Annotated in this window: 25 protein-coding genes; 15 read left to right on the forward strand and 10 right to left on the reverse strand. The window is 71.4% G+C overall.

Annotated features, from left to right (window positions below; genetic code table 11):
• Positions 1-317: 317 nt before the first annotated feature.
• The 3 genes from LHA35_RS04505 to LHA35_RS04515 form a co-directional block, all read right to left on the reverse strand.
• Positions 318-1,610 carry an amidase gene (locus LHA35_RS04505; RefSeq protein WP_226605052.1) on the reverse strand — a complete coding sequence of 431 codons (1,293 nt, stop codon included), beginning with the start codon at positions 1,608-1,610 and terminating at the stop codon, positions 318-320.
• A 144-nt stretch (positions 1,611-1,754) separates the two neighbouring features.
• A complete protein-coding gene (locus LHA35_RS04510) occupies positions 1,755-2,336 on the reverse strand; it encodes a histidine phosphatase family protein (RefSeq protein ID WP_226605055.1) in 582 nt (193 codons plus the stop codon).
• A gap of 269 nt (positions 2,337-2,605) precedes the next feature.
• Entirely contained in the window at positions 2,606-4,231 is a 1,626-nt protein-coding gene (locus LHA35_RS04515; protein WP_226605056.1) for an HWE histidine kinase domain-containing protein, read from the reverse strand.
• Positions 4,232-4,432: 201 nt separating this feature from the next.
• On the opposite strand from LHA35_RS04515, the gene LHA35_RS04520 reads away from it, so the two are divergent.
• From LHA35_RS04520 to LHA35_RS28935, 11 genes are all read left to right on the forward strand, one after another.
• Positions 4,433-4,939, forward strand: a complete 507-nt coding sequence (locus LHA35_RS04520; protein ID WP_226605058.1) for a hypothetical protein — start codon at positions 4,433-4,435, stop codon at positions 4,937-4,939.
• 10 nt (positions 4,940-4,949) lie between these two features.
• Positions 4,950-5,372, forward strand: coding sequence for a hypothetical protein (locus LHA35_RS04525; RefSeq protein ID WP_226605061.1), 423 nt, complete (start codon positions 4,950-4,952; stop codon positions 5,370-5,372).
• 90 nt (positions 5,373-5,462) lie between these two features.
• Positions 5,463-6,719 (forward strand): MFS transporter, encoded by a 1,257-nt coding sequence (locus LHA35_RS04530; protein WP_226605064.1) that lies wholly within the window; start codon positions 5,463-5,465, stop codon positions 6,717-6,719.
• Positions 6,720-6,803: 84 nt separating this feature from the next.
• Complete coding sequence (locus tag LHA35_RS04535; protein ID WP_226605067.1) at positions 6,804-7,898, forward strand: methyltransferase domain-containing protein; 1,095 nt, start codon at positions 6,804-6,806, stop codon at positions 7,896-7,898.
• Positions 7,899-8,094: 196 nt separating this feature from the next.
• Entirely contained in the window at positions 8,095-9,078 is a 984-nt protein-coding gene (locus tag LHA35_RS04540) for a Gfo/Idh/MocA family protein (protein ID WP_226605074.1), read from the forward strand.
• Entirely contained in the window at positions 9,078-9,356 is a 279-nt protein-coding gene (locus LHA35_RS04545; protein WP_226605081.1) for a hypothetical protein, read from the forward strand. The genes LHA35_RS04540 and LHA35_RS04545 overlap by 1 nt, the downstream gene beginning before the upstream one ends.
• 166 nt (positions 9,357-9,522) lie before the next feature.
• Positions 9,523-9,858 carry a hypothetical protein gene (locus LHA35_RS04550; RefSeq protein ID WP_226605086.1) on the forward strand — a complete coding sequence of 112 codons (336 nt, stop codon included), beginning with the start codon at positions 9,523-9,525 and terminating at the stop codon, positions 9,856-9,858.
• Between the two features lie 139 nt (positions 9,859-9,997).
• Positions 9,998-10,348, forward strand: coding sequence for a RidA family protein (locus LHA35_RS04555; protein ID WP_226605089.1), 351 nt, complete (start codon positions 9,998-10,000; stop codon positions 10,346-10,348).
• Positions 10,349-10,674: 326 nt separating this feature from the next.
• The gene (locus LHA35_RS04560; protein WP_226605091.1) at positions 10,675-11,391 is read left to right on the forward strand and encodes a CHAP domain-containing protein; all 717 of its coding nucleotides are present in this window, start codon (positions 10,675-10,677) and stop codon (positions 11,389-11,391) included.
• Between the two features lie 80 nt (positions 11,392-11,471).
• Positions 11,472-12,173, forward strand: coding sequence for a DUF1028 domain-containing protein (locus LHA35_RS04565; protein ID WP_226605095.1), 702 nt, complete (start codon positions 11,472-11,474; stop codon positions 12,171-12,173).
• On the forward strand, positions 12,170-12,319 hold the full coding sequence (locus LHA35_RS28935; RefSeq protein WP_338050841.1) for a hypothetical protein: 150 nt from the start codon (positions 12,170-12,172) through the stop codon (positions 12,317-12,319). The genes LHA35_RS04565 and LHA35_RS28935 overlap by 4 nt, the downstream gene beginning before the upstream one ends.
• 12 nt (positions 12,320-12,331) lie before the next feature.
• On the opposite strand, the gene LHA35_RS04575 is transcribed toward LHA35_RS28935, so the two are convergent.
• The 6 genes from LHA35_RS04575 to LHA35_RS04600 form a co-directional block, all read right to left on the reverse strand.
• Entirely contained in the window at positions 12,332-13,117 is a 786-nt protein-coding gene (locus LHA35_RS04575) for an ABC transporter permease (protein ID WP_226605097.1), read from the reverse strand.
• Entirely contained in the window at positions 13,117-14,010 is an 894-nt protein-coding gene (locus LHA35_RS04580; protein ID WP_226605098.1) for an ABC transporter permease, read from the reverse strand. Before LHA35_RS04580 ends, LHA35_RS04575 begins: the two co-directional genes overlap by 1 nt.
• On the reverse strand, positions 14,000-15,103 hold the full coding sequence (locus tag LHA35_RS04585; RefSeq protein ID WP_226605100.1) for an ABC transporter ATP-binding protein: 1,104 nt from the start codon (positions 15,101-15,103) through the stop codon (positions 14,000-14,002). The genes LHA35_RS04580 and LHA35_RS04585 overlap by 11 nt, the downstream gene beginning before the upstream one ends.
• A complete protein-coding gene (locus tag LHA35_RS04590; RefSeq protein ID WP_264185365.1) occupies positions 15,100-15,915 on the reverse strand; it encodes a class II aldolase/adducin family protein in 816 nt (271 codons plus the stop codon). The genes LHA35_RS04585 and LHA35_RS04590 overlap by 4 nt, the downstream gene beginning before the upstream one ends.
• A 1-nt stretch (position 15,916) precedes the next feature.
• Positions 15,917-16,867, reverse strand: coding sequence for a 2-hydroxyacid dehydrogenase (locus LHA35_RS04595; protein ID WP_226605107.1), 951 nt, complete (start codon positions 16,865-16,867; stop codon positions 15,917-15,919).
• Between the two features lie 257 nt (positions 16,868-17,124).
• Positions 17,125-18,225 carry an extracellular solute-binding protein gene (locus LHA35_RS04600; RefSeq protein ID WP_226605109.1) on the reverse strand — a complete coding sequence of 367 codons (1,101 nt, stop codon included), beginning with the start codon at positions 18,223-18,225 and terminating at the stop codon, positions 17,125-17,127.
• 89 nt (positions 18,226-18,314) lie between these two features.
• On the opposite strand from LHA35_RS04600, the gene LHA35_RS04605 reads away from it, so the two are divergent.
• From LHA35_RS04605 to LHA35_RS04620, 4 genes are all read left to right on the forward strand, one after another.
• Positions 18,315-19,634, forward strand: a complete 1,320-nt coding sequence (locus LHA35_RS04605; protein WP_226605113.1) for an NAD(P)/FAD-dependent oxidoreductase — start codon at positions 18,315-18,317, stop codon at positions 19,632-19,634.
• A 415-nt stretch (positions 19,635-20,049) separates the two neighbouring features.
• Positions 20,050-22,578 carry a glycosyltransferase family 2 protein gene (locus LHA35_RS04610; protein ID WP_226605115.1) on the forward strand — a complete coding sequence of 843 codons (2,529 nt, stop codon included), beginning with the start codon at positions 20,050-20,052 and terminating at the stop codon, positions 22,576-22,578.
• 29 nt (positions 22,579-22,607) lie between these two features.
• Positions 22,608-23,981: a glycosyltransferase gene (locus tag LHA35_RS04615; protein WP_226605118.1), complete on the forward strand. Its 1,374-nt coding sequence runs from the start codon at positions 22,608-22,610 to the stop codon at positions 23,979-23,981.
• Positions 23,978-25,081 (forward strand): hypothetical protein, encoded by a 1,104-nt coding sequence (locus LHA35_RS04620; RefSeq protein WP_226605122.1) that lies wholly within the window; start codon positions 23,978-23,980, stop codon positions 25,079-25,081. The genes LHA35_RS04615 and LHA35_RS04620 overlap by 4 nt, the downstream gene beginning before the upstream one ends.
• 86 nt (positions 25,082-25,167) lie before the next feature.
• Here the strand turns inward: LHA35_RS04620 and LHA35_RS04625 are convergent, their stop codons facing one another.
• Complete coding sequence (locus LHA35_RS04625; protein WP_226605124.1) at positions 25,168-26,070, reverse strand: SDR family oxidoreductase; 903 nt, start codon at positions 26,068-26,070, stop codon at positions 25,168-25,170.
• Between the last annotated feature and the right edge of the window lie 174 nt (positions 26,071-26,244).

Genomic DNA, 26,244 nt, shown 5'->3' on the forward strand with positions numbered 1-26,244 from the left:
CCCGCCGTGATCGCCCCCAGATAGGCCGCGAACCGCGCCTCGCCCGTCCTCGGCCGCCTTGTCTGCCTCTCTACCATCCCCCACATATAGGAAGACCGGAAAGCTTTGACACAGTAAGACTAGGCCTTTGTTCGACTGAGCAAATTACGCCTCCCGGTGACGCGGCCCGTTCGGCGTTTGCTCTATTGGCGGGCCTGCCCTGGACACCAAACTGTCCCGGAAGGCGGCGCGAGGCCAGGAAAAGCCCGGTTGCCCGTCGGGGCGCGGCCACCCGATCAGCGCGGTCCGCCGGCGTCCCGGCAACCGGGCTGCTCCGGTCAGGCCGCCGCCTGCCGCAACCACTCCGCCCAGGCCAGCGCCTTCGCATCCTCACCGAAGGCACCCACGATCTGCACGCCGAGCGGCAGGCCCTTCGGCCCGGGGCCGACCGGCACCGTCACGCAGGGCACGTGCAGCAGCGTCCAGAGCGAGTTGAAGGCCGGGTCGCCGGTCCAGCCCAGGCCCTCCGGCGCCTCGCCCGGTGCGCTCGGCGTCAGGATGGCGTCATAGCCGGCGATCACCTCGGCGAAGGCCGCGCGCGCCGCGGCGAAGGCGGCCCGGCCGGCCGCGACGCCCGCCGCGCCATGCGCCCGGCCCTTCGCCATGTTCTCCCGCAGCACCGGGGAGAGCAGCGCCATCGCATGATCCAGTTCCCAGGTCAGCGCCTCGGCGCTCTCGCCATTCATCACCACCGGGTGCGCGGCGAGGCCGGCGATGACGGCGGGCGGCAGCGTCACCGCTTCCACGCTGGCGCCTGCCTTCGCCGCGGCGGCCGCCACGCGCTCGATCATGGCATGGGTCTCGGGCCCCGCCTGGTCGGCGGTCGGGCCCCAGCAGAGGCCAAGCTTCGGCGCGCGCGGGGCCTTTGCCTCGGGCGTGCCGAAATTGCCGCCTGTCAGCCCGGCCATGACCAGGGCCGCATCGCCCACGGTGCGGGTGATGACGCCAATGGTGTCGAGCGATTCGCTCATCACCTTCATCCCCGCGCGATGCAGCGTGCCGAAGGAAGGCTTGAAGCCGACCGCGCCGCAGAAGGCGGCGGGGCGGATGATGCTGCCCGCGGTCTGGGTGCCGAAGCCGGCATGGAAGAAGCCTGCCGCCGCCCCGGCCGCCGAGCCGGAGGAACTGCCGCCCGGCGTATGCGCGGGGTTGGCGGGGTTGGCGGTCGGGCCGGGATGGCGCGTGGCGAATTCCGTCGTCACCGTCTTGCCGAGGACAATCGCCCCGGCTCGCCGGCCGAGCGCCACGCAGGCGGAATCCGCGCGCGGCCGGTGACCCGCCCAGATGGGAGAGCCGTATTGCGAAGGCTGGTCGGCGGTATCCAGCACATCCTTCACGCCCAAGGCGAGACCATGCAGCGGCCCCGATGGCCGCCCGGCGGCGCGCGCGGCGTCGAGCGCCGCCGCCCGGCGCCGGGCCAGCGCCGGGTCCAGCCAGGCGAAGGCGCGGATGCTTGGCTCCCGCGCCGCGATGCGGTCCAGCAGCGCCTCGGTCAGCGCGGCGGCGGTCAGGCTGCCGTCGCGGAGGCGCCGCACGGCCTCGGTGGCGGGGAGATCGGCGAGATCGGTCATGGTCGGGGTCCCGGCAGGTGGCGGAATCGCGGCCCCGAGTTGAGCGCGGATGCCGGGTTTGAACAAATTTCCCCGCACGGCGCAGCGCAGGAGGCGGTCGGGCGCCCCGGAGGGCGGGAGGGGCCAGCCAGAGCCGGGCCAGGCTCAGACCCGTATCCGCCCGACCAGTTCGATGCCCGGCCCTGACTTTGCCAGCACCACCCCCTCCCCGCTTCCCGGCACCACCCCGGTCAGCCCAGTGATGTTCACCTGGTGCGTCACCACCACCAGCGCCCCCGGCCCCCGCCAGCCCAGCAGGATGTGCCGCGCCGCTTCCGTCCGCGCCGTCTCCTCGACACGCGCCTCGAAGAAGCTGTCGAAGGCCGGCTCCACCCTGGCCTGACCAGGGAAGGCCAATTCCGCGGTTTCCACGCAGCGGCACCAGGCCGAGGTCAGCACGCCCCCGACGCGCAGGCCCCGTGCCCGGAAAGCCTCGCCCAGCCGGCGGGCCTGCGCCCGCCCCGCCGCATCCAGGTTCCGCTGCGTTGCGCAATCGCCGAGGCGCATTCCGGGCGGATCACCCACCCCCGGCGCATAGGCATGGCGGAAGAGCCCGACGCCGCCCTCGGCCAGCGCGGCCCAGGCCGCCGCTTCGCCCTCCGCCGCGCCAGCGACGGGCAGCAGCAGCCAGCCGCCGAGCGCCAGCGTCTCCCGCCGCCCGGGCCGAGGCTCAGCGCGCCAGGTCACCGGCGCAGCGCCGGCTGGCAGGGAAGGCGGCGATATCGGTCACCCTCCACGGCCTGCGCCCGCCAACTGCGCCCCGCGGGCGCGGGCAGCGAAAGCAGGCGGAGCGGGCGTGCGGCGGCAGGCATCATGGCGTGGCTTTCCAGGCCTTGCAGGCGGCCGCGCCGGGCGCTCACGCCTGCCCTGATGCCCTGCATGTATCGCGGCGGGTCAGGGCGGCAAGGGGCCGGCCGGAACGGCCGGGCTCCTCCCGCCCGCGCCATCGCCGGGCCTCACCCCGCGCCCGACAGCACCCGTGCCGCCGGCACGCGGATCTCGCAGGCCAAGCCCGCGCTTTCCCAGCGGCATTCCAGGGTGCCGCCGAGCTGCCGCTCGATCGTTGTCTCCAGCAGGCGGGAGCCGAAGCCGCGCCGTGCCGGCGGCCCTGCCACCGGCGGCCCGCCCCGCTCCGTCCAGCGCAGCACCACTCCGCCCGCGACCGGCTCGAGGCTCCAGGCCACCTCCAGCCACCCCTCGGTGGCGGAAAGCGCGCCATGCTTGGTCGCATTGGTCGCAAGCTCATGCACCACCATCGCCAGCGGCTGCACCGCATGCGGCGCGAGGGTGATCGCCGCGCCCTCGAGCCGGGCGCGCGGGTTGGCGGCCAGGGCCGCCTCCGCCGGATCCTTCGCCTTCCGCAGGAAGGGCGCCAGCTCCGCCTCGATGATGGCGCCGAGATCGGCCGCCTCCCAGCGCTGCCGGGCCAGCAGCGCATGGGCCCGCGCCAGGGCGGCGATGCGGCCCTCGATGGCGGCCGCATAGGCCGCCGGGTCGTCCTTCGGCGTCAGCCGCAGCGCGGCCTGCACCACCGCCAGGGCATTCTTGGCGCGATGGTCGACCTCCCGCGCCAGCAGCGTCCGCACCTCCTCGGCGCTGCGGCGCGCGGTGACGTCCTGCGCCACGCCGGCCACGCGCCAGGGCGGCCCCGGCCGGCCGTCGCCCGGCGGCCGCAGCGCGCCGCGGAGCTGCAGCCAGCGCAGCCCCCCCTCGGGCAACAGCACGCGGTATTCCTGCTCGAAGGGTCCGCCCTGCGCCGCCAGCCGCTCCAGGGTCGCTGCCATCGCGGCCCGGTCATCCGGATGCACCACCGTCAGCGCCGCCGCGGGGTCGAGCGGCCCGTCCGGTGGCAGGCCATGCAGCGCGCGCAGCGCTGCGCCCAGCGCCGGGCCATGGCCTTCCGCTCCCCCGCCAGGTCCGAATTCGAAGGCGACCACCCCGGCCGCTTCCTGCGCCCGCCTCAGCCTGGCCTCGGCGGCCAGCGCCGCCGCCGCGTCCTGCATCGCGGCCTCGGCCCGCGCGGCCGCCTCCTGCGCCAATCGGGCCTGCAGCCGCAGTTCCAGCTCATCCGTCGCCATGGCAGCCATGGTGCGAAGCCAGCGCCGCTGCGCGAGCGACACGCCCGCGGGGCGCGGGGTGAAGCAAAGCACGCTGACCGTGCCGATGCACTCGCCCGCGGGCGTCACGATCGGCGCGCCGGCGTAGAAGCGGAAATGCGGCTCCCCTGCAACCAGCGGGTTGTCCCGGAAGCGCGGATCCGCGCTGAGATCCTCGATCACCAGCGCGCCCTCCCGCCCGGCGGGCAGGATGGTGAAGTCGCAGAAGGCCTGCGCGCGCGGCACCTCCCTGACCTCGACGCCGATGCGCGCCTTGAACCATTGCCGCGTCTCGTCGATCAGGGAGACGAGGCCGATCGGCGTACCGAACAGGTCCCGCAGCAGCGCTGCGATCCGATCGAAGGCCGGCTCGGCCGGCGTGTCGAGGATGGCATAGCGCCGGAGCGCCAGGAGCCGCTGCGCCTCGCCATCCGTCTGTGCCGCCGTTTCGTCGGGGGCGACATCCCGGGGCCTGTGGCGGTTCATGGGCGTACATCCCCGGGTGAAAAGGTGAGTTGCAACGCTCCCAACCGGCGGAGGTGGCCCCGGCAGCAGCATTACCCGCCTTGCCCGCAGCGTGCCGCTCACGCCAAAGCGATGTGGGTCCGGCGCATAACTCCCGTGGGCGACCGGGGCGCGCGCGCAACTCCCCTTTCCCCACCCCCTCGCCGACCCCACACTCCCCCGATGCCCGGCCCCATTCGTGTCGCCCGCAGCCCCGCCGGCGCCCTCACCTATGTCATCCCCATCCCGCCCGAGCACCTGCCGCCGGTCCCGCCCGCGGAGCTCCTCTCCGCCTGGTCGCTCGCCCGCCGCGCTGCCGCGCTGGAGCTCTGGGGCCCGCCGCGCCTGCTCCGCTTCGCCCGCCCCGGCGGCGACTCGACCGAGCTCGCGATCGCTGATGCCGATGCCGGCTGCTGGGCGGAAGCGATCGACAATGAGGTCGGCCTCGGCACCCTGCCCGGCCTGGCTCTCTGCCTGCGCCTGCTGGCCCTTGTCGAAGTCCTGGCGCGGGTTCCCGCTCTCGCCCCGCTCTTCGACGTGACGCCGGACGGCATCGACCTGCACCCCGCCTTGCTCGAGGCTGCGGCCAGCATGCCGCTCGATGCGGTGGCGAGGTTCGACGAGGCGGGGCTCCGGAGGCTATTGTCGCAGCGGTTGCCGCCTGGCGCCGACCGGCGCCGTATTGCGTGAGATCCCATCCATGACCAGCCTGCTGCCTCGCCTGCCCCGCCCTGCCGCGCTTCTTGCAGCTCTGGTCCTGACCGGCCTGGCCGCCTGTGCACCGGAGGGGCGCGACCCGGCCATTTCCCCTGTCGCCGTCGGCCCCTCCCGCCCGGCGGTGCCCGCGGCGCCGGGCCAGACCTTCTCGGCGCCGGCGCCGAACCAGGCGGTGCGGGACCAGGCGGCGATCGCCGCCGCCTGCCGGCGCGACGCCGACCGCATCATCACCATGCGCGACCGCGGCCAGCTGATGCGGGAGGACGAGCGCGACTCGCGCATCGGTTCGGAAGCCAGCATCTTCGCCCGGCGGGCGGAGACGGACCGGCTGGGCCGGATCTTCGAGCGCGACCGGCTGGCCGAGCAGTGCGTACAGGAGAATACAAGGGCCGCGCCGCAGCGCTGAGCGTGAGCCACCCCCGGCAATCGGGGGGCCTTGCCCCCCGAGCCCCCCACCAGGGGTCAGGCGACCCTTGGACCGGCCAGGGTTAGCACCGTGGCATCTTTCGGGGCCCTGGGACGGGCACTGTCGCACCGTGATGCCCGGCTCTTCTTCTCGGCCTCCCTGACGGCCTGGACCGGTCTCTGGGTCCATCGCATCGCCGTCTCCTGGCTCGCCTGGGAGATGACGGGCAGCGCCTTCTGGGTCGGCATGGTCGCCTTCTGCGACCTGGCACCGGCGGTGGTCTTCAGCCCGATCGCGGGCGCGGTCGCGGATCGCATGGACCGCGTGAAGCTCACCATGTTCTCGCAGGCCGCCATTGCCGCCCAGGCCGCCATGGTCGCCGCCCTGCTCGCGGCTGGCCAGCTCAGCATCGGCATCCTGCTGGCGCTGGAGGTGCTCAGCGGCATCGCCGCCAGCTTCTCCCAGCCGGCACGGCAGAGCCTGATGCCCGGCCTCGTCCCTCGTGCCGACCTGCCGGCGGCCGTTGCCTGCAACTCGCTCTGCTTCAACGTCGCCCGCTTCATCGGCCCCGCCATCGCCGGGCCGCTCATCGCGGTCGGCGGCGTGGTGCCGGCCATCATGCTGAACGCCCTCGCCTATCTCATCGCCACCTTCACCATGCCGCTGCTGCGGGTGGAAGCCGCCCAGCGCCGTGGCCACGCGCCGGAAGCCAGCGTCTGGGCGGAGGCGATCGCCGGCTTCCGCTATGCCGGCCGCCATCCCGGCATCGGCCCGCTGCTGGGCTTCGCCGCCATCGCCGCCGTGCTGATGCGCGGCGTGCAGGAGATCCTGCCCCCCTTTGTTGAGCGCATCTTCCTCCGCGGCCCGGACGGCCTGGCGATGCTCACCGCCTGCATCGGCATCGGCGCCCTCTTCTCCGGCCTGTGGGTGGCGAACCGGGGCCGGGTGGAAGGGACGACGCGGCTGGCGATCGGCGCGGTCGGCGTGCAGGCCATTGCCACCATCGGCTTCGTCGCGACCGGCTGGTTCCCCTTCGCCCTGCTCTGCGCCGCGGTGATGGGCGGGGCCGGCTCGGTGCACGGCATCTCCACCCAGACCCTGGTGCAGAATGCCGCGGACCCGGCCATGCGCGGCCGGGTGCTGAGCCTCTGGGGCCTGATCACGCGCGCCTGCCCCGCGCTCGGCGCACTCGCGCTCGGTGCCTTGGGGGAGGTCTTCGGCCTGCGGCTCCCGACCATCCTGGCCATGCTGCTGGCGCTGCTGGTGCTCGGCTGGGGCCTGTACCGCCTGCCGGGGATGCGGCAGGTGCTGGAGGACCGCCGGGATCCGCCACCCTCCGCAAGGTGATGCCTCCACGGCTTGTGATGCGCGCAGGCGTTGTGCCGGCCGGCGCCGTGGTCATACCGGTCCCGCGCGCCTGACGGAGCCCCCATGCACGATACCGCCCATGAGCACGGCCGGCTGTTCTTCGAGCTGTACTGGCAGCCGGAATTCGCCGTGGTGGCGGAACTCGGCAGCTATGACGTGAACGGCAGCCTGCGCGACCACGCACCACGCGGCATCCGCTATGTGGGCTTCGACATGGAGGCCGGGCCGGGCGTCGATGTGGTGGTCGCCCCGGGCAAGCCGCTGCCCCTCCCGGATGGCAGCGTCGATGTCGCGGTCACCTCCTCGGCCTTCGAGCACGACATCGCCTTCTGGGACACCTTCCTGGAACTGATCCGCATCCTCCGCCCCGGCGGCCTGCTCTATGTCAATGCGCCGAGCAACCACACGGTCCACCGTTATCCGCTGGATTGCTGGCGCTTCTACCCGGATGCCAGCCAGGCACTGTGTGAGTGGGCGGCGCGCCGCGGCATTGACGTGACCCTGGCCGAGAGCTTCATCGGCAAGCAGGGTGGCGAAGGCTGGTGCGATTTCGTCGCCGTCTTCCGCAAGTCAGCGCCGACGCCGCTGCGCCGCCGCGGCCGCATCGCCGACCATGTGGCCGCGGTGAACATCCTGGACGGGTCCGAGGGCGCCCCTCCACGACGGGAGGCTGAGCGCGCCGAGACCGACGAGATGCTGGAGATCGCCGCGCTCCGCGCCGCGCTGGCCGAGCGCGATGCGGCGCTGGCAGCGGGCACGGCCCGACTCGCGGAGCAGCAGGCGGAGAATGCCGCCCTCACTGCCCGCCTCACCGCGCGCGAGCAGGATGTCGCGGCCTTCACCGCCCGCCTCGCCGCGCGGGACGGCGACCTCGCCGCGCTTGCCGCCCGGCTCGCCACGTTGGAGCAGGCGCTCGCCGCGCGCGAGGGCGAATGCGCCGGCCTTGCCGCCCGCTTGGCCGAGCGGGAGGGCGAGGCCGCCGGGCTGCGCGCCGCCCTCGCGGCGCGGGAGGAGACGGTCGGCCGGCTGCAGGCGGAGATCGCGGCCAGCGCCACTGCCCTGGAGGTGGCGGAGGGGCATCTGCGCAATGTCCTCGGCAGCCGCTCCTGGCGCATCACGGCGCCGCTCCGCGCGGTCATCACGCGCATGCGTCACTGAGCATCGCCGCGCGTCGCCGGCAGGCGGGCCCTTCGCTGGAGGGACGCAACCGGCGCCAACGGCATCATCGGGTGAATGCCGGCAGCCGGACGGTTCCTGGCCGGTCTGCGGAGGGGCGGCATCCGCCCGCAGGGGCTGCCCAGGACGCTCCGCGGCGGCTACGGTCCCGCGCCGGAGTCGAAGGATCTGGGATGCGATGCTGAAGGCCGGAATCGTGGGCATGGGCCGGTGGGGCCGCGTGCTGGTCGAGAGCGTGCAGCGCAGGAACGACGCCGGACTTCGCTTCGTCGCCGGCAGCACCGGCACGCCCGCCAAGGCGCGCGACTGGGCGGCCGAGCAGGGCATTCGCCTGCAGGAGAGCTACGAGGCGGTGCTGGCCGACCCGGAGGTGGAGGCGGTGGTGCTCGCCACGCCGCACAGGCAGCACGCCGCCCAGGTGATCGCGGCGGCGAAGCGCGGGAAGCATGTCTTCGTCGAGAAGCCCTTCGCCATGACCAAGGCGGATGCCGAGGCAGCGGTCGCCGCCGCGCGGGCGGCGGGCATCGTCCTCGCCCTCGGCCACAACCGCCGCTTCCTGCCGGCGACCGCCGAGATGAAGCGCCTGCTGGCCGAGGGCGCGCTTGGCACCGTGCTGCATGCCGAGGGGCATATCAGCGGCCCCGCCGCCGCCGGCTGGCGGGAGGGCATGTGGCGCGCCGACCGTGCCGAGAGCCCGCTCGGCGGGATGGGCGCCATGGGCATCCATATGGTGGACATGCTGATCAACCTGATGGGCCGCTTCGCCGAGGTGACGGTCCAGTCGCACCGCCGTGTCCTGCCGCATGTGGACGACACCACGGCGATGCTGGCCCGCTTCGCCTCGGGCGCGACCTGCGGCTTCGCCACCCTCTCCCTGGCGCCGCAGACCTGGCGCGTGGCGCTCTACGGGACCAAGGGATCGCTGGAGATGCGCGGGCAGCAGCAGCTGGTCTTCGTGCCCGTCCCCGGCGAGGGCGGCGAGGCCTGGACACGCGATTACCCGAAGGTGGATATCGAGGCCGCCGAGCTTTCGGCCTTCGCCGCCGCGGTCGCCGGCGGCCCGGCCTATCCCCTGCCGCTGGAGGAGGCGATCCATGGCGTCGCGGTGTTCGAGACCATGATCGGCGCCGCGGCCTCGGGCAGCAGCTACGCGGTGCCGTGATGCGGCGGCGCAGCCTCGCCTGCACGGCGGTGGCGCTGCTGCCGGGCGCGGCGCGCGCCTTCCGGTTGGAGCCGGCCGCCCCCGAGCTGGCCGCGGCCTATGCCGGGGGCGCCTGCCGCGACACGGCGCTGCATGCGGCGATCCGGGCGGAGGTTGAGGCCGCCTTCGGGCCGGCGCCGCTGCCGGAGGCGGTGGAGAAGCAGCTCGCGACGCTGCCGCGCTGCCCCTTCTGCGGCTGCGGCCTCGGCTGGTCGCCCGACCCGCAGGCCGCCGACTGATTTACCCGCCGACAACCAGGTTGCACCACGCACTGGCGGACCGGATCATGGGCATCCTCACCCGCCGCGCCGCAACGCGTCAGGGCGGGTTGCAGGAGGAAAGTTCGGGCAGTTCCGGGGGCCATCGGCAAGGTTCGGCATTGCCCGGACCGCAAGGGTCGGGATGATGCCGGAGGAGGTGCGCTACATCCTTTTCTCGCCCGAGGAGGTGCTGCACGCGGTGGTGGCCCATGGCGACCCGGCCTGGCATCTCAGGGGGGCCGAGAGCGGCCTGCCGAGCCTCGAACTCTTCGCCACGGCAGTCGGCGATGTCGCGGCACGCATTCTCCGTCCGCATCGCGCCTCCGCGGTGGAGCAGCAGGAACCGGGGCAGACCGACCTTCTCGCGGCCTTGCTCAGCGGCTGCCGCGCGATGCGCATCCTCCTGCCCCGCCGCGGCCACAAGGCGCTGGAACTCATGGGCGACCACTTGGCCTTGACGGTGATGCTGAACACCGACTAGCGGTGGCCGAGGCGCGGCAGGGCGCCATTCGCTATGCCGACATGGAGGTCGATCGGGTGAACTGAAGGCCGCCCGGGTGTTTCCAGGCCGGGCGGGCCCGCGCTAGAACCGCCTCTCCCGCAACGGAGGGGTACCGCCGATGTCCAAGATCACCCGCCAGGGCAGCAATGCCATTCTCTCGACCTCGGTCGAGTACCATAATTTCGTCTTCCTGGCGGGCATCACCGCCGATGACCTCGCCAAGGACATCACCGGCCAGACGCAGGAGGTCATCGCCAAGATCGACCAGGCGCTGGAGAACAACGGCACCGACAAGACCCGCCTGCTCTCCGCCCAGATCTGGCTGAAGGATATCCGTGATCGCGACGCCATGAACAAGGTGTGGGTGAGCTGGCTGGGTGATGCTGGTCGCCCGGCCCGCGCCTGCGTGGAGGCCAACATGGCTGATCCGCGCCATCTGGTGGAGATCATGATCACCGCCTGCCGCTGAGGCAGACCCGACTCAGGCGGTGCGGCAAGGCTGCACCGCCAGCCCCACAGGCGTTGCAATTCTGCCACCACAGTGTTGCATGGCTCGCCAGCCCGCCAGAATCTAGGACAAAGTTCCGTTCACGGACCAGTAAGTCACCCGCGAACCAACAAATCACCTCTCGTTTCGTCGCGTTTCAATCTGCCGGGTTGTCTCGTTGATCCACCCCTTGTTACCCGAGATTTCACGAAGCGCCTCTCCGTGACGCGAGCCGACGCCCCGACAGGGTGCGTGGCGAAGGCGACAGGGGACCGGCTGCTGGAACAACAACGGGGACAGGGGATTTCATGCGCGTCTCGGGGACGACACTGGCCTTCTGTGCCCTCCTGGGTTCCGCCGTCACGGCGACCAAGGCGGAGGCCGCCAGGACCAGGCAGGACCCGGGCTCCGCCAATGGCAAGCAGGCCGCAACCGCCCAGCACGGCCGCGAGGCGGCCGCCCCGCGCCGCGGCCGCAGCCATGGCGGCATCTCCTGTGTCCCCTATGCCCGCAGCGTCACCGGTATGGCCATCTTCGGCAATGGCGGCGACTGGTGGTACAATGCCGCCGGCAATTATGACCGGGGCCACCGGCCGGAGCCCGGTTCGGTCATGGCCTTCCGCGCCACGGGCGGCATGTCTCGCGGCCATGTCGCCGTGGTCCGCCGTGTGATGGGTCCCCGCCATGTCCTGATCGACCATGCCAACTGGGGCGGCCCAGGTATCCGCAAGGGCACGGTCATGCAGAATGTCAGCGTGATCGACGTCTCCGACCGCAACGACTGGACCGCGGTGCGTGTCCAGGTGGGGCATGACAGCAGCGCCTTCGGCCGCGTCTACCCGACCTACGGGTTCATCTACGACCGGCCGGATGGCGGTACCGGCACCGCCTACGCCGCCACGCCGGTGCAGCGCAGCCTGCGTTTCCAGGAACTGGCCGAGATGCCGGTGGGTGCCCAGCCCGTTTCCTTCCAGATGCAGGGCGCCGCCCCGCTGCGCAAACCCGCGCCACAGCGCCAACGCTGAGGGCGGCAGGCTGCTTCGGCGGCCGGTTTCGCCCCCGCGCCTCCCCTTGCACCGGGGCCACGCCATGGCACCCTGTACCCATGACATGGTCCATCCTGGCCCGGGACCCCGCCACGGGTGAACTCGGAGTCGCTGTCGCGACACGTTTCTTCGCGGTTGGCGCGGTCTGCCCGCGCGTGGAGGGTGGCGTCGGTGCCGTTGCCACCCAGGCGCTGGTCAATCCGCTCTATGCGCCCGACAGCCTGGCCCGGCTGCGCGCCGGTGAGCCGCCGGCGGTGGTGCTCGATGCGCTGATCGCCGCCGATGCCGGGCGGGAGCACCGGCAATTGCATGTCCTCTCGGCCGATGGCCGGATCGCGCAGCATACCGGTGCCGCCTGCATCCACTGGTGCGGCAGCGTCTCGGCGCCGGATGTCTCGGTGGCCGGCAACATGCTGGCCGGGCCGCAGGTGGTGCAGGCGACGCTGGAAGCCTACCAGGCGCATGCCGGCCAGCCCCTTGCACTGCGGCTGATCGCGGCGCTGGAGGCCGGTGAGGCCGCGGGCGGCGACAGGCGCGGCAGGCAGTCGGCGGCGCTGCAGGTCACAAGCCGCGATCCTTACCCCGATCTCGACATCCGGGCCGACGACCACCCCGATCCGCTTTCCGAGTTGCGGCGCCTGCATGCCGTGGCGCAGGAGCGCTTCGTGCATCTCCGCCGCTTCCTGCCCGGCCGCGACCATCCCGGCGTCTTCGATCGCATGGTGATCGAGGCGGCGATCGCCGCAGCAACCCGAGCATGACCACCCCTGGCATGCTGAACAGCACGACCCAGGCGCCCTGGCCAGCGGTCCTCCCCGGCCTGGCAGTCTTGCCGGTGGTGCTGGCCTTCGACCTGGCGGGCGACGGGCTGCGCGACGCGCTCGATCCACGGGGCAACCGCCGGTAGGGCGCCTTCGCCCTACCGGTCCCGCCGCGCCCGCAGCGCCCCGTCCAGCATCAGCAACAGGATCGTTAGGAGGATCAGCAGCACCGCGACCGCCGCCATGCTCGGATCGAGATTCTCGTTGACCCCGTCCCAGATCTTCCGTGGCAGGGTGAAGACCTGCCGGCTGGCGATGAACAGCACCAGCACCAGCTCGTCCCAGCTATGGATGAAGGCGAAGATGGCGCCGGAGGCGATGCCTGGCATGATGCGCGGCAGGATCACCCAGCGCAGCGTCTGCAGCAGGCTTGCCCCCATCCCGCGCGCCGCCTGCTCCAGCCGCGGATCGAAGGCCGCGAGCGCAGTGGAGACGGTGATCACCACATAGGGGATGCCGGTCACGCCATGGGCCAGCGTGACCCCCATGAAGCGGTCCAGCAGATCCAGCATGCCGAACCAGCGATAGAGCCCGACGGCATAGACGATGGAGGGGATGATGAGCGGCAACAGCATCATCGCCCGTACCAGTTCCGTACTCCGCCGCCCCAGGCGCCAGCAGCCGATGGCGCAGAGCGTGCCGGCCGCGACCGCGATCAGGGTGGAGGCGATGGCGATCCAGAGGCTCTGCCAGATGGCGCCGAGCCAGGCCTCCGAGGTCAGCAGGTTGGCATAATGCTGGAAGCTCAGGCCTTCCTCGGGCAGCGAGAGGTAGCGACGGTCGGTCAGCGAGACCGGAATGACGATGCTGATCGGGAGGACGAGGTAGATGACCGTCGCCCAGGCGACGGTACGGGCGAAGGGCCCGGAGGCATAGCCGCCCATCAGTGTCCTCCCCCGAACACCCGCCTGAGATCCACGACGCGCGAGAAGATCGCGAGGGTGACCAGGATCGTGACCACCAGCACCGTCGCCAGCATCGCGCCCATGCCCCAGCGCACCAGATCGAGGATCTGCAGCTTGATCCATTCCGCCGCCATCAGCGTCTTGCCGCCGCCGAGGATGGCTGGCGTGATGTAGAAGCCGAGGGAGAAGATGAAGACCAGCACGCCCGCCGCCACCAGACCGGGCGCCGAGAGCGGCAGGAAGACCCGGCTGAACACCGCAAAGCGGGAGGCGCCGAGACCCCTCGCCGCCGCCAGAAGCCGCGGGTCGATCTCCCTCATCGCGGCCAGCATCGGCAGCACCGCATAGGGCACCATGTAGTGCACCATGCCGATGACGATGCCGAACTCGTTCCAGACCAGGCGCAGCGGCTCCTCGATGAGGCCGACCGCCTGCAGCCCCTCATTCACCAGCCCCTGCCGGCGCAGCAGGGTCACCCAGGCGAAAGCACGCACCAGCACCGATATCCAGAGCGGCACCAGCACGGCCAGCAGCCACCAGCGCTGCGCCCGCGGCGTGGCGAGGGTAATGACATAGGACAGGACATAGCCCAGCAGGAGCGCGACGGCGGTGGTGATGAGGCAGATGCGCAGCGTCGTGCCGATCACCCGCTGCACGCCGGCATTGGTGAAGAGGCGTTCGTAATTCCCGAAGCCCGGCACCGGCTCGGTCACCGATATCGCCAGCACCTGCAGGATCGGCGCGACATAGAGGACGGTCATCAGCAGGAAGGCGGGCAGGAGCAGCCCATACCAGCCGGCATCGCGCGGAAGGATGTGGCGGGTACGCGCCGCCGCGCCGGCCGCGGACAGGGCGGGCGCATCACGCGGCATCGGCATCCTCCAGCACGGGCACCGCGGCGTCGGCGGCCCAACCGAGGCGGACCGGCAACCCCTCCCTTGGCGTGATCGGCGCTCGCCAGGCCGGCAGCGCAACGCGGATCTCGCCAAGGTCGCGCGTGCGAACCGCAAGGCTGTAGCCGGCCCCAAGATAGGCCCAGGCGGCGATGGTGCCGTCCACCTCGTTCTCCGCCCCCTCATCCTCGGCCAGCAGGACTATCTTTTCCGGGCGCAGGGACAGCAGCGCCGGCGTGCCGGGGGCGGGATGGGCGCCCTCGACCGCCTGCACCAGCCGCGTTGCGCCGGCCTGCAGCGCCATGCCGTCCGGCCTGACCTCCCGCACCGTACCGTGCAGGAAGTTTGACTTGCCGAGGAAGTCTGCGACGAAGCGGGTGCGCGGCTGCTCGTACAGCACCTCCGGCGCGCCGATCTGGACCAGCCTGCCGTAGTTCAGGATGGCGACCCGGTCGGAGAGCGAGAGCGCCTCCTCCTGGTCATGGGTCACGTTGACGAAGGTGCGGCCGACGCGGCGATGCAGCGCCTTCAGTTCCTCCTGCAACTCGGCCCGCAGCTTCTTGTCCAGTGCCGAGAGTGGCTCGTCCAGCAGCAGCAGGGCCGGGTCGAAGACGAGGGCGCGCGCCAGCGCCACGCGCTGCTGCTGCCCGCCGGAAAGCTGGGAGGGGCGCCGGTCGGCGAAGCGGGAAAGCTGCACGAGGTCGAGCGCCGCGCGCACCTTGGCGTCGCGCTCCGCCCGCGGCATACCGCGGACGCGCAACGGGAAGGCGACATTCTCCGCGACCGTCATGTGCGGAAAGAGCGCATAGCCCTGGAAGACCATGCCGAAGTCGCGCCGCTCCGGCGGCAAGGCAGTGATGTCCCGCCTGTCCAGCAGCACCGCGCCCTCGCTCGGCGCGACGAAGCCGGCGATGGCCATGAGGATGGTGGTCTTGCCGCTGCCGGAGGGGCCCAGCAGGGTCAGGAACTGTCCGCGCTCCACCCGAAGCGAGACAGCGTCCACGGCCGTGAAGCCGCCATAACGCTTGGAGAGGCCGCGCAGCTCCAGCGCATGTCCCGCCGCGGCGCTCAATCCCTGTAGTCCGGCTGCTCGCGGTCCAGCTTCCGCTTCAAGGCCTGCCAGGGCAACCAGCCCTTGGTCGGGCCGGTGCTGAACTGCGCCCGCGTGCGCTCGATGGTCCCGCGGGAGGGGATGGCCAGCGGCACCCCGCCAGCCTGCGCGGCAAGCTGGATGCGGCAGGACTGCTCCAGGTACCACATCCAGTAGAAGGCCTCGGCCACTGTCCGGCCGACCGTCAGCAGCCCGTGGTGGCGCAGCACCATGCAGGGCCTGTCGCCGAGATCGGCCACCAGACGCTCGCATTCCGAGAGGTTGTCATCCGCCGCCACGCCCTCGTAGTCGTGGTAAGCGACGCGGCCATCGAATTCCATGGAGATCTGGTTCAGCGGCAGGATCCCGCCCTGCTGCGCCGCCACCGCCATGCCCGCCAGCGTGTGGGTGTGCATGACGCAATGCGCGTCGGCGCGGCCGAGATGCACTGCGGAATGGATGACGAAGCCGGCGGGATTCACCGGCCAGCTTGTCTCCTGCGCCAGCTCGCCTTCGGCATTCACCAGGACCAGGCTGCTCGCCGTGATCTCCTCGAAGAGCAGGCCGTAGGGGTTCACCAGGAAGCGACGCCCCTCTCCCGGCAGCCGCGCCGAGAGATGGGTGAAGACCAGGTCGGTCATGCCGTGAAGCGCCATCAGCCGGTAGGCTGCGGCCAGTTCCTCCCGCAACTCGCCTTCGGTCGGCACATGGGTGGGATCCGGGCGCCTGGGCGGGGGCGGCAGGCCGGAGCCCCCGGAGGGATCACGCAGCGACGCTGACGGGCTGGTCTGCATGTCAGTAGCCTCGGGCTGGGTCGAACAGGTTCGGCAGCGGCTCGCCGCGCTCGAAGCCGGCGATGGCGCTTGCGACGAAGGCCGCGCGCTCGGCCCTGGTCGGCAGGCTGGCGACATGGGCGGTGATGATCGCCCGCGGATGCCCCCAGAGCGGGTGCTCCGGCTGCAGTGGCTCCGGCTCGAAGACATCGAGCACCGCGCCGGAGAGCCGGCCCGTGTCGAGCGCCGCCAGGATATCCCCGAGCTTCTGCTGCATGCCTCGCCCGAGGCCGACATAGCCCGCGCCCCATGGCAGCCGTGCCAGCGTCTCGGCCCGGATGATGTGATGCGTCTCCGGCGTCGCGGGAAGCAGGCAGACCAGGATGTCGCTGCGGGCGAGGAAGGCCGGCAGTTCCGCATCCCCGGCATAGCTCTGGACACCCGGTATGCTCTTGCGCCTGCGGGACCAGCCGATGACGGGGAAGCCGATGCCCTGCAGCATCTCCGCGCTGCGCCTCCCCATGGTGCCGAGGCCCATGATGCCGACGGTGCGCAGATCTGCGCGGTGCGGCGGCTCGAAATAGTCCCAGCGGCGCCCGGCCTGGGCGATGGCCATGCGGCGGGCATCCTTGAGCAGCGACAGCACGGCCCAGCAGCAGAATTCGCCCATGCGCTGCGTCGCCGCGGGAATCGCCATACGGATGATGGGAATGTGCCGCGGCAGTTCCGGATCGGCCAGGATGCCGTCCACGCCGGCGCCCGAGCCAAAAATGGCGCGCAGCTTCGGCATGCGGGCGAGTTGGCCGGGATCGGGGTCCCAGACCAGCGCGTAATCGATCTCGGCAGGGCGCCGCAGCGCCTCCTCCCAGTAGAGCGGTACGAGGGCGGGATCGAGTTCGGCGAAGCAGGCCTGCCATTCGGCGAAGCCCTCGTACCCACCCGACTTCACCGCCATCACCCGGCGCTTGGTCATCCGCACCTCATGCTGAGGGTCTGCGTCCGTGTCGGCGCGGCACCAAGCAGGAACCGGGCCATGCAGGTCATCTGTGGCGCGGACCGGGAGCCGATGCGCATCCTTGCCGCAGCGAGGTCGAGCCTGTTCGCCAGCGCGCCCCGGGCGCGCAACAAGACGTGGGTCACCGGGCGCAGAGCATCCTTCCTGCCGATGGCACGAGGGGTGGCCTGCGCCACGACCGCGCAGCCGCGGCCATGGCAGTCCTGCCGCTCATCCTAGCCGGTGACGGCGTCCAGATACTCCTGGTTGACCGTCTGGTAGTTCTCGCCCCACCAGGCGCCATCAATCACCACCTGCAGTTTCTCGTTCTCCGGATCGGTGGGGTTGAAGCGCTTCAGCTCCGCAGGGACCATGGCGGCGGCCTTCGGATTGGTCGGCCCGTTGCCGAGCAGGCCGAGCAGCCCGACCTGCGGCTCCGGCTTCGTCAGCATGCTCGCCAGCAGCCGCTGCGCCATCTCGCCGCCCGGATTACCCTTTGGAATGACGAAGATACCAGGCTGCAGGATGGCCTGGTCCCAGATGAACTTCAGGCGGCCATTGGTCTCCTTCTCCAGCACCGAGGCGCGGGTGTGCCAGATCTGGCCCATCACCGCCTCGCCCGTGCGCATCAACTGCTCGCTCTCCGAGCCGTTGGTCCAGAACACTAGGTTGCGCCTCAGCTCCGTGACGCGCCTGATGCCGGCGCGCATGTCGATCGGGTAGAGCGCGCCCGGCGCCTTGCCCATGGACATCAGCGCCGCTTCGAGCACGCAGGTGGCGTCGCGGCGCAGCAGTCGCGTGCCGGGAAAGCGGCGGGTATCCCAGAAATCCGCCCAGGACCTGGGCGGGGCCGGGAATTTGCTGCTGTCATAGACAAGGACGGAGCTGAAGGAATAGGGCGCCGCGCCGTAGTCCAGGGCGAAGCCGGGGCCGATCACATTCTCCCGGTTCACGATCGAATAGTCGATCCTGGTTGCCAGCCCAAGCTTGCCGAGCAGGTTGGCGCCGCTGGCCGAACTGTCGCAGAGATCCCAGGTGACGCGCCCGCTTTCCACCATGCTGCGGATCCGCCCGGTGGAGGGGCCGGTGCTGTCCTGCACCACGCGCCAACCCGGCGTCTCCGCGGCGAAGGGCGCTCCGTAGAAACGGCCGAAGCCGTCATTCGCCAGGCCGCCCCAATTGACCATGACGAGTTGCCGCTCGGCTTGTGCCAGCGCCTCCGCGCCGCCCAGGGCGCCAAGGGCCGCCAATGCCTGCATCAGGCCGCGGCGGGAGATGCGCCCGCGGGCATGAAGCTCCCGCGCCAGCGCGACGCAGTCCTGCTGGAATGTCTGCATGGGTCCCCTCTTGCGGTTGTCGGCCGCCGGCGTGAACCTCTCCCTCGCCGCATCAAAGCGCATCCGCAGCCCATCGGGAAACCCCCTGCATGCCGCATCCGCTGCTCGCCCCCGGCTTCAAGACCCGCCCCTGGTGGTGGGAGGCGGCGGAACCGCCGCAGCGGGACAATACCCTGCCGGATCGCGCACCGGTCGTGGTGGTGGGCGGCGGCTATGCCGGGCTCTCGGCTGCGCTGACATTGCAGCGCCTGGGCCGGCAGGTGGTGGTGCTGGATGCCGAGCGGATCGGCTGGGGCGCCTCCTCCCGCAATGGCGGCATGGTCTCGGGCGGGCTGAAGGTGGCCGGCGCCGGGCTGGAGAAGGCCTTCGGCGCCGAGCAGGCCAGGGCCATCACCGGCACGGCCGCCGCGAGCCTGCCCTTCATCGAGGAGACCATCGCGCGGGAGGGGATCGACTGCGACTATGTTCGCTGCGGCCGCTTCTCCGCTGCATGGTCGCGCGGGCATTACGAGGCGATGGCACGGCGGGCGGAGTCGCTGGCCGAGATCACCGGCCTGCCGGTCTCCATGCTGCCGAAGGAGCGCCAGCGGGAGGCGCTGGGGAGCGATCATTACCATGGCGGCATGCTGGTGGCGGCGACCGGCAGCCTGCATCCCGGCAAATATGCGCGCGGCCTCGCCGCCGCGGCGGAGCGCGCCGGCGCCCGGCTGGTGGATGGGGTGCGGGTGCAGGGCATCCGGGAGGAAGGCAGCGGCTTCCGCATCTCGACCGACAAGGGCGAGATCCGCAGCGACGCGGTGCTGGTCACCACCAATGGCTATTCGCTGGACCGCCGGGGCACCGCGATGCCCTGGCTGGCGCGCCGCCTGGTGCCGCTGAACAGCTATATCATCGCGACCGAGGAACTGGGCGAACCGGTGATCGACCGGCTCTTCCCGGGCCGGCGAATGATCTCCGACAGCAAGCGCGTGCTGAACTATTTCCGTCCCTCGCCGGACGGCAAGCGCATCCTCTGGGGTGGGCGGGCCAGCTTCCGCGCAGCCACCGCCGAGGACACGGCGCCGGCGCTGCACGGATACATGACCGCCTGCTTCCCGGAGTTGAAGGACGTGAAGATCACCCATGCCTGGACGGGGTATGTGGCCTTCACCTTCGATCACCTTCCGCATATCGGCGTGGAGCGGGGGATCCACTATGCCGCGGGCTGCCAGGGCAGCGGCGTGGCGATGGCGACCTGGCTCGGGCACAATGTGGCACTGAAGCTCGCCGGCGCGGCGAATCAACGTTTCGCGCTGGATGGCCTGCCTTTCCCGACCCGGCCTTTCTATGCCGGCAACCCGAATTGGGTGCTGCCCTTCATCGGTGGCTGGTATCGGCTGCGGGACCGGATCGACCGCATCGCGGCATAGCCGACCGGACACCCCCCCCTCCGCTCCTCGTCACGTCCGGTGCTGCGCCGGGCAGCGACCACAGCGCCTGCGCCCGAACGGCCGGTCACCCCGACCGCGACGGGGGCCGCACTGGCATCGGCACGCCGCATTCACGCGCGGTTCACACACCGGTCACCAGTGCCCGGCAGTTTGCCGTGGTCGCGGGTATACGAATGAATATCCGCGCCGGTTTCAGTGCTGTCTCTACTTCGGGTTCGGCACCGGCTGCTCGGCGATTACCTCGTCCCTGCGGCCGCTGCGGGCGGATGCCGCCGAGCCCCTGTGCAATGGTAAGCGGAGTCCCGAGCGACGTGGCGTCCTTTCGCATGCCCCCCCTGCTCCAGCCGCGCCGTGCCCCGGCGCGCCGCATTCCAGGCACCCATGAGGCCCGGCGATGAGCGCCGCCGGAACCGCGCCCCTGCGCGCCACGCCGGCGCGCGCCGCCGGTCATCGCGGCCGGATCGAGGCGGTGGAACTCGGCAGCCGCTTCCTGCTGGTCAGCGGCTGGGTCTCGGGCCCGGAGGGCAGCACGCCGAGCGCTGCCATCTCCCTGTCCCTGGCGGATGGCAGCACGCATCCGATCGGCCGCTTCCTGCGCCGGCGTGACCTGGCGGAGCGCGGCATCGCCGCGGAACCCTGTGGCTTCCTGCTGGACCTGCCACGGCCGGAGGATGCGGAGGAACCGCTCTCCCTCACGCTCCGTGCCGGGGTGCGGGAGCTGCTGACCCAGCCGCTCGCCGAGCTCGCGCCACGCCCCTTCCGGCCGCGCGGCCATCTCGACCATGTCTCCCCGGATCGCCTGGCCGGCTGGGCCTTCAACCCGGCGCAGTGGCACGGGCCGGAAGAGGAAGGCCGGCTGGAACTGGTGGTGGATGGCGAGGCGCGCATCCCGCTCCTCCCGAACGGCGCCCGGCCTGACCTGCCCTTCAGCGCGGCCGCGGGCGGACGCCCTCTCGGCTTCGAGCTGGGGCTCGAGGAGATCGCACGCCTGATGGCCGCGGCCGGCCATGAGCGCACCCTGCTGGAAGGCCAGCATGCCTATGAGCTGCTGGCCGGCGGACACCGCATCGGCGCGCTGCAGGGCAGCAGCCCCCGGCGCGGCCGCATCCTGCACCGCGGCGCGCGCCCCGCGCCGGCGCCGCAGGCTGCCGCGCCCGCCATGCCGACCCAGCCGGAGCCGGACGGCTATATCGACTGGCATGGCTACGCCAAGGGCCTGGGCGGCTGGTTCTTCAGCGGCTGGCTGAAGGGCGAGGCGCTGAAGGGCGTCGAGACCTGCCGCGCCATCGCCCGCTTCGAGGAAGGGACGGTCGAGGTCGAGGCGGCGATCAGCCCCTATCCGCGCCAGGACATCGCCGGGCTCGGGCTCGGCTATATCGCCTTCCTCCCCAGCATGCTGAACGATCCCGGCCTGCTGGAGGGGCTGACCATCGAGCTGGAGGGTGAGCGCAGCCTCAGCCCCTCCATGGGCATCGCCCGCATGCCGGAGGCGGAGCTGCTCGGCATGGTCCGCACGCTGCTCAGCGCCACCACCCGCAAGCCGAAGACGCCGCTGCTGAAGGTGCTGGCCCAGCCTGCCTATGAGGGCGAGGATACGCTGGCGAAGCTGCCGGCGCCGGTGCATCTGGCGGTCGACAGCGTGCTGGTCGCGCCGGGTGCCGGCGCGGTGCTGATGGGCTGGTTCCTGGACCCGAACAGCGCCGTCACCGCGATCCGTCTGCGCTCGCGCGGCAAGCTCTCCGCCCCGCTGGCGGAGCGCTGGATCGCCATCGAGCGCACCGACATCAAGGACGCCTTCAGCGACCGCTTCAGCCTGGACCATGCCCGCCACGGTTTCCTCGCCTATGTTGAGGCGCCGGAGCTTGATCCGAAGGAAATGCATCTGGAGGTCGAGCTCGCAGGCGGAGATATCGGCTTCAAGCCCCTGCCCGCCCCGGGCGGCGCCGGCGCGACGGCCATTCGGCGCATGCTCGGCACCATCCAGCTCGCGCCGGACGAGGTGGTGGAGCGCTGCGACCGCGTCCTCGGCCCGCCGGTGGTGGCGCTGAACCGCCAGCGCCTGGCTGCTGCCGGCAGGCCCTCCATCGTCGAGGTCGGCGATCTGCCGGCGCAGCCGCGCTGCTCTGTCATCATCCCGCTCTATGGCCGCATCGACTACCTGATGTACCAGTGCGCGCTCTTCTCCGAGCACGGCCTGCCGGGCGACGAGCTGGTCTATGTGCTGGATGATCCGCCGAAGAAGGCGGCGCTGATGGAGCTTGCCCAATCGGCCTGGCGGCGCTTCGGCATCCCGATGCGCCTGGTGCTGCTGCCGGAGAATCTCGGCTACGCGCCGGCCAACAATGCCGGCCTCGCGCAGTGCCGCGGCGAGTATGTCTGCTACCTGAACTCGGATGTCATGCCGCATGAGCCGCGCTGGCTCGACCTGTTGATCGGCGCGCTGGAGGAGGATCCGGGCCTCGGCATCACCGGTGGGCTGCTGACCTTCGAGGACGGCACCGTCCAGCATGCCGGCATGACCTTCAAGCGGCTGCCGCAGCTCGGCAACTTCCCCTATGCCATGCATCCGGGGAAGGGCCGGATGCGCCGCCCCTCGCTCGGCGTGCAGCGGGCGGAAGCGGTGACCGGCGCCTGCATGGTGCTGCGCCGCAGCCTTGCCGAGGAACTAGGCGGCTTCGACACGGACTATGTCATCGGCGATTTCGAGGATGCCGATCTCTGCTTCCGCATCCGCGCCAAGGGTCTCGACTGCGCAGTGCATGAGGATGCCGTGCTCTGGCACCTGGAGCGCCAGTCGCAGGGAACGCCGGGCAATTTCTGGCGGCACAACCTGACGCTGGTCAACGGCTGGACCTTCGCGCGTCGCTGGGGGCACCTGTTCCCGGAGGCACCGGCGGCCGAGACGGTGCTGCGCCTCGCATGACCCGCAAACCTATGGAGAGTGGCGCCGCGATGATCCGCGCAGCCCTGCGTGGCCGGACGAAGGCCCGCACGCCCAAGCCGGCCGCCGTGCCGCAGCCCCGCCAATTGCCCGCGCCGGAGCGCGCGCCGCTGCGCGTGCTCATCATGTCGCATATGGACCCGCGCGTCTCCCGCGGCGGGGCGGAGATCGCGGCCTTCCAGCTTTATGAGTACCTGAAGGCGCAGCCGGGCGTGACCACCTGGTTCCTCGCCGCCGCGCCGGGAAAGATCGGTGAGCGGCTGGGCGTCCGCCTCATCCAGCCCTTCGGGCCGGATGACTACGCCTATGTCGGGCACGGTTTCGACCACTTCATCCACTCGAACGGGGATCCTGAATTCCCGCCGGAGTTCATGACCCTGCTGCAGGATCTGCGGCCGGACGTGATCCACCTGCACCACTACACCAATTTTGGCATCGAGGCCCTGCTGCAGATCCGGCGCGCGCTGCCGGAGGTGCGCATCATCCTGACGCTGCATGAGTACCTGGCCATCTGCAACCATTTCGGTCAGATGGTGAAGCGGCCGAATTTCTCGCTCTGTGACGGCGCCAGCCCGCGCGCCTGCCACAAATGCTTCCCGGAGAAGTCGGAGCAGGACTTCTTCCTGCGCGAGCTCTTCATGAAGCGGTTCTTCCGCCTGGTGGACCACTTCGTCTCGCCGAGCCAGTTCCTGATCGACCGCTATGTCGCCTGGGGGCTGCCCGCCGAGAAGCTGACCATGATTGAGAACGGCATGCCCGTCCGGGCGCCGCGCGAACGTCCCAACACCTATCCGGGCTTTGCGGACGGGCTGACGGTCGGCTTCTTCGGCCAGATCTCCGCGCTCAAGGGCATCAATGTCCTGATCGAGGCGGCACGGATGCTGGACGAGGCAGGCGTGCGCAATGTCCGCATCGACGTCCATGGCGACCATTCCGGCCAGCCCGAGCCGTTCCGCAAGGATTTCGAGGCGAAGCTGGCCAAGGCGCCGCCGAATTTCAGCTTCCGCGGCCCCTATGAGAACCGCCGGGTGGATGCGCTGATGCGCTCGGTCCATGCCGTCCTCGTCCCCTCCATCTGGTGGGAGAACTCGCCGCTGGTGATCCAGGAGGCGCTGCTGAACCGCCGGCCCGTCATCTGCTCCGATATCGGCGGCATGGCGGAGAAGGTGCGCTATGGGCTGGACGGCTTCCATTTCCAGGCCGGGAGCGCGCATTCGCTTGCGATGCTGCTGCGCGGCCTGGCGACGGATCCGCAACGCCTGCTTGCCCTGCAGCAGACCATGGCGGTGCCGCCCACCATCAATGAGACCGGTGCCGCGATCCTCGACCTGTACGGCGCGGCGCTGCGCGCCGGCCATGACGAGTTGAGGGACGAGGCCGCATGACCATTCGCGGCTCCATCGATGAGCTGACGCCACTCGCCGCCAGCGGCTGGGCGCATGACGATCGTGCATCGGAGCCGATCCTCGTGCAGGCCATGATCAACGGTGCGGTGATCGGCGAGGCCATCGCCGATCTCAACCGGCCGGATCTGGCCGCCGCCGGGCTGGGGGATGGCCGCTGCGGCTTCCACATCGCCTTCGGGGCGGCGATCGACCCCTCGCAACTCGCCTTCGTCGCGGTGAAGCCTTCCCGCGGCGATGTCGAGCTGCCGCGGACCAACCTGACCGGCTATATTGATGCCTTCCGCGCCATGCGGGCCCGGCATCCGGGTGTGGGCTGGTCGCGCAGCATCTTCGGCGGCCTCTGGACCGACCGGGTGGATGCCCGGCGCCGTCTCGCCGGCCGGGTCGCGATCGGCGCCATCTCGCAGGAGAATGCCGGCCCGCTTGGCCGGTTCATCGAGTCCGGCCATGTGCTGCTCGGCGGCGCGCTCGCGCCTGCGGGATTCGATATACGCATGACGGAGGCGGTGGCGCGGCTGCCCGCGGGCCCGCTCTCCCCGCGCGGCAGCCTCGATGAGGCCGATGTACTGACGGCGCTGCCGGGCCTGCTGTTCCGCGATGCCCCGCTTGGCCTCCTGCGCGGCGCCTTCGATGACAACCCGCTGGTCTGCCGGGCCGAGCTGATGCGCGGCACCACGCGCTTCGCGCAGCCGAGCACCGCCGAGCCACTGCCGGCCCCCACCGAATGCGCCGCGCTGGTGACTGGCATCGGCGAAGGGCAGTTGCTGCTCGACATCGTGCGGGACAGCCATGCCCTGCCGGAATTCACCCCGGACGGCGAGTCCCGCTGGCTGGCCAGGGGCGGCGCGACCCTCGCCCTGGCCACCGCCGCCGCCGCCTCGACCGAAACCATCGGCCTTGGAGCGGACGACCTGGCCGTCATCGGGCCGGGCACGCTCTACCGGCTGCGGGTGCCGGAGGGCATGACGGCGCTGGTCGCGCTGGCCACGCCCAACCGGCAGACGCCGCTGCGCTTCCTCACGGGCGAGTCCGGCGACTTCACCATCCGCCATGGCTCCGGCGCGGTGCTGTCCCTCTGATGCTCGCCGGACGGTGCCGAAGGCCGGCATCGCCGGCTTGACACCGCACGGCACGGCGGCGCCGGCCCGTTGCGCCGACGTTGGCCTCAGGCGCTGAGGCTGGCGGACTGGCCGGCATTCACGTCGAGGGTGACGCCTGAGACGGCGCCGGCGCCCGGGCCACAAAGATAGGCGATTGCTTGGGCGATCTCTTCCGGCTGCAGCATGGGCCGCGGCAGGAGATAGCCCAGCCGCTTCCCTGCCTCGCGCGGGTCAGCCGGTTCCTCGCGCGGACGACCGCCATGCACCATTACGGTGCTCACTGTGGTGGGCGCCACGGCATTGACCGTGATGCCCTCCGGCCCGAGTTCATGGGCGAGCGACTTCATCAGGCCGGTCAGGCCCCATTTGGTCGCGGCATAGGCGCCGGAATTCTCGGCGCCGCGCCGGGCCTGGATGCTGGTGACCAGCACGATGCGCCCGCCGCCACGTCGGCGCAGGCCGGGCAGCGCGGCCCGCACGCTGTGCCAGGTACCGGTCAGGTTGACGTCCAACAGTGCCTGCCAGGCCTCGGCATCCACCGCCGTGACGGCGCCGCGCGACACGTTGATGCCGGCATTGGCAACAAGGATATCGAGCCCGCCAAGCTCGCCGACGGCGCGGCCGATCGCCGCCTCTGTGGCCGCCCGGTCGCGGAGATCGGCCGCCAGCGGCAGGGCCCGGACGCCGTTCGCGGCGACCAGCCGCGCCGCCTCGGCGAGGTCCTCGGCCGAGGCGAGCCTGTAGCCGGTCTGCGGGATGGCCTCCGGCCGGGCGATGTCCAGCAGCGCGATATCGGCCCCCTGCTGCGCCAGCAGGATGGCCGTCGCCCGGCCGATCCCCCGCGCCGCCCCGGTGACGAGCGCGGCGCGGCCGGCGAGCGGCCCCGGGCGGGGCTGCGCGCCGGCCTCCCCGGTCCCGGCGGCGAGGCCGAGAGCGGCGGCGGTCAGCAGGTGGCGGCGTTCGGTCATCGGGGCCTCCGGATGGTGGGTGCTGCCCCAGCAACGCCGCCAAGCCGGACTTTCACCAGCCCCGCGCATCGCCTAAATGCAACTCATCTTGACCGGCAGGGGCCGCCCGGCCAGCGCCTGGAGATTTGCCGGCGGCGCGCCAGGCGGGACCCGCGCCCTGCTACCCTGCGAATC

Origin of the sequence: Roseicella aerolata (genome assembly GCF_020523605.1) — a bacterium.
GTDB classification, from domain to species: domain Bacteria; phylum Pseudomonadota; class Alphaproteobacteria; order Acetobacterales; family Acetobacteraceae; genus Paracraurococcus; species Paracraurococcus aerolatus.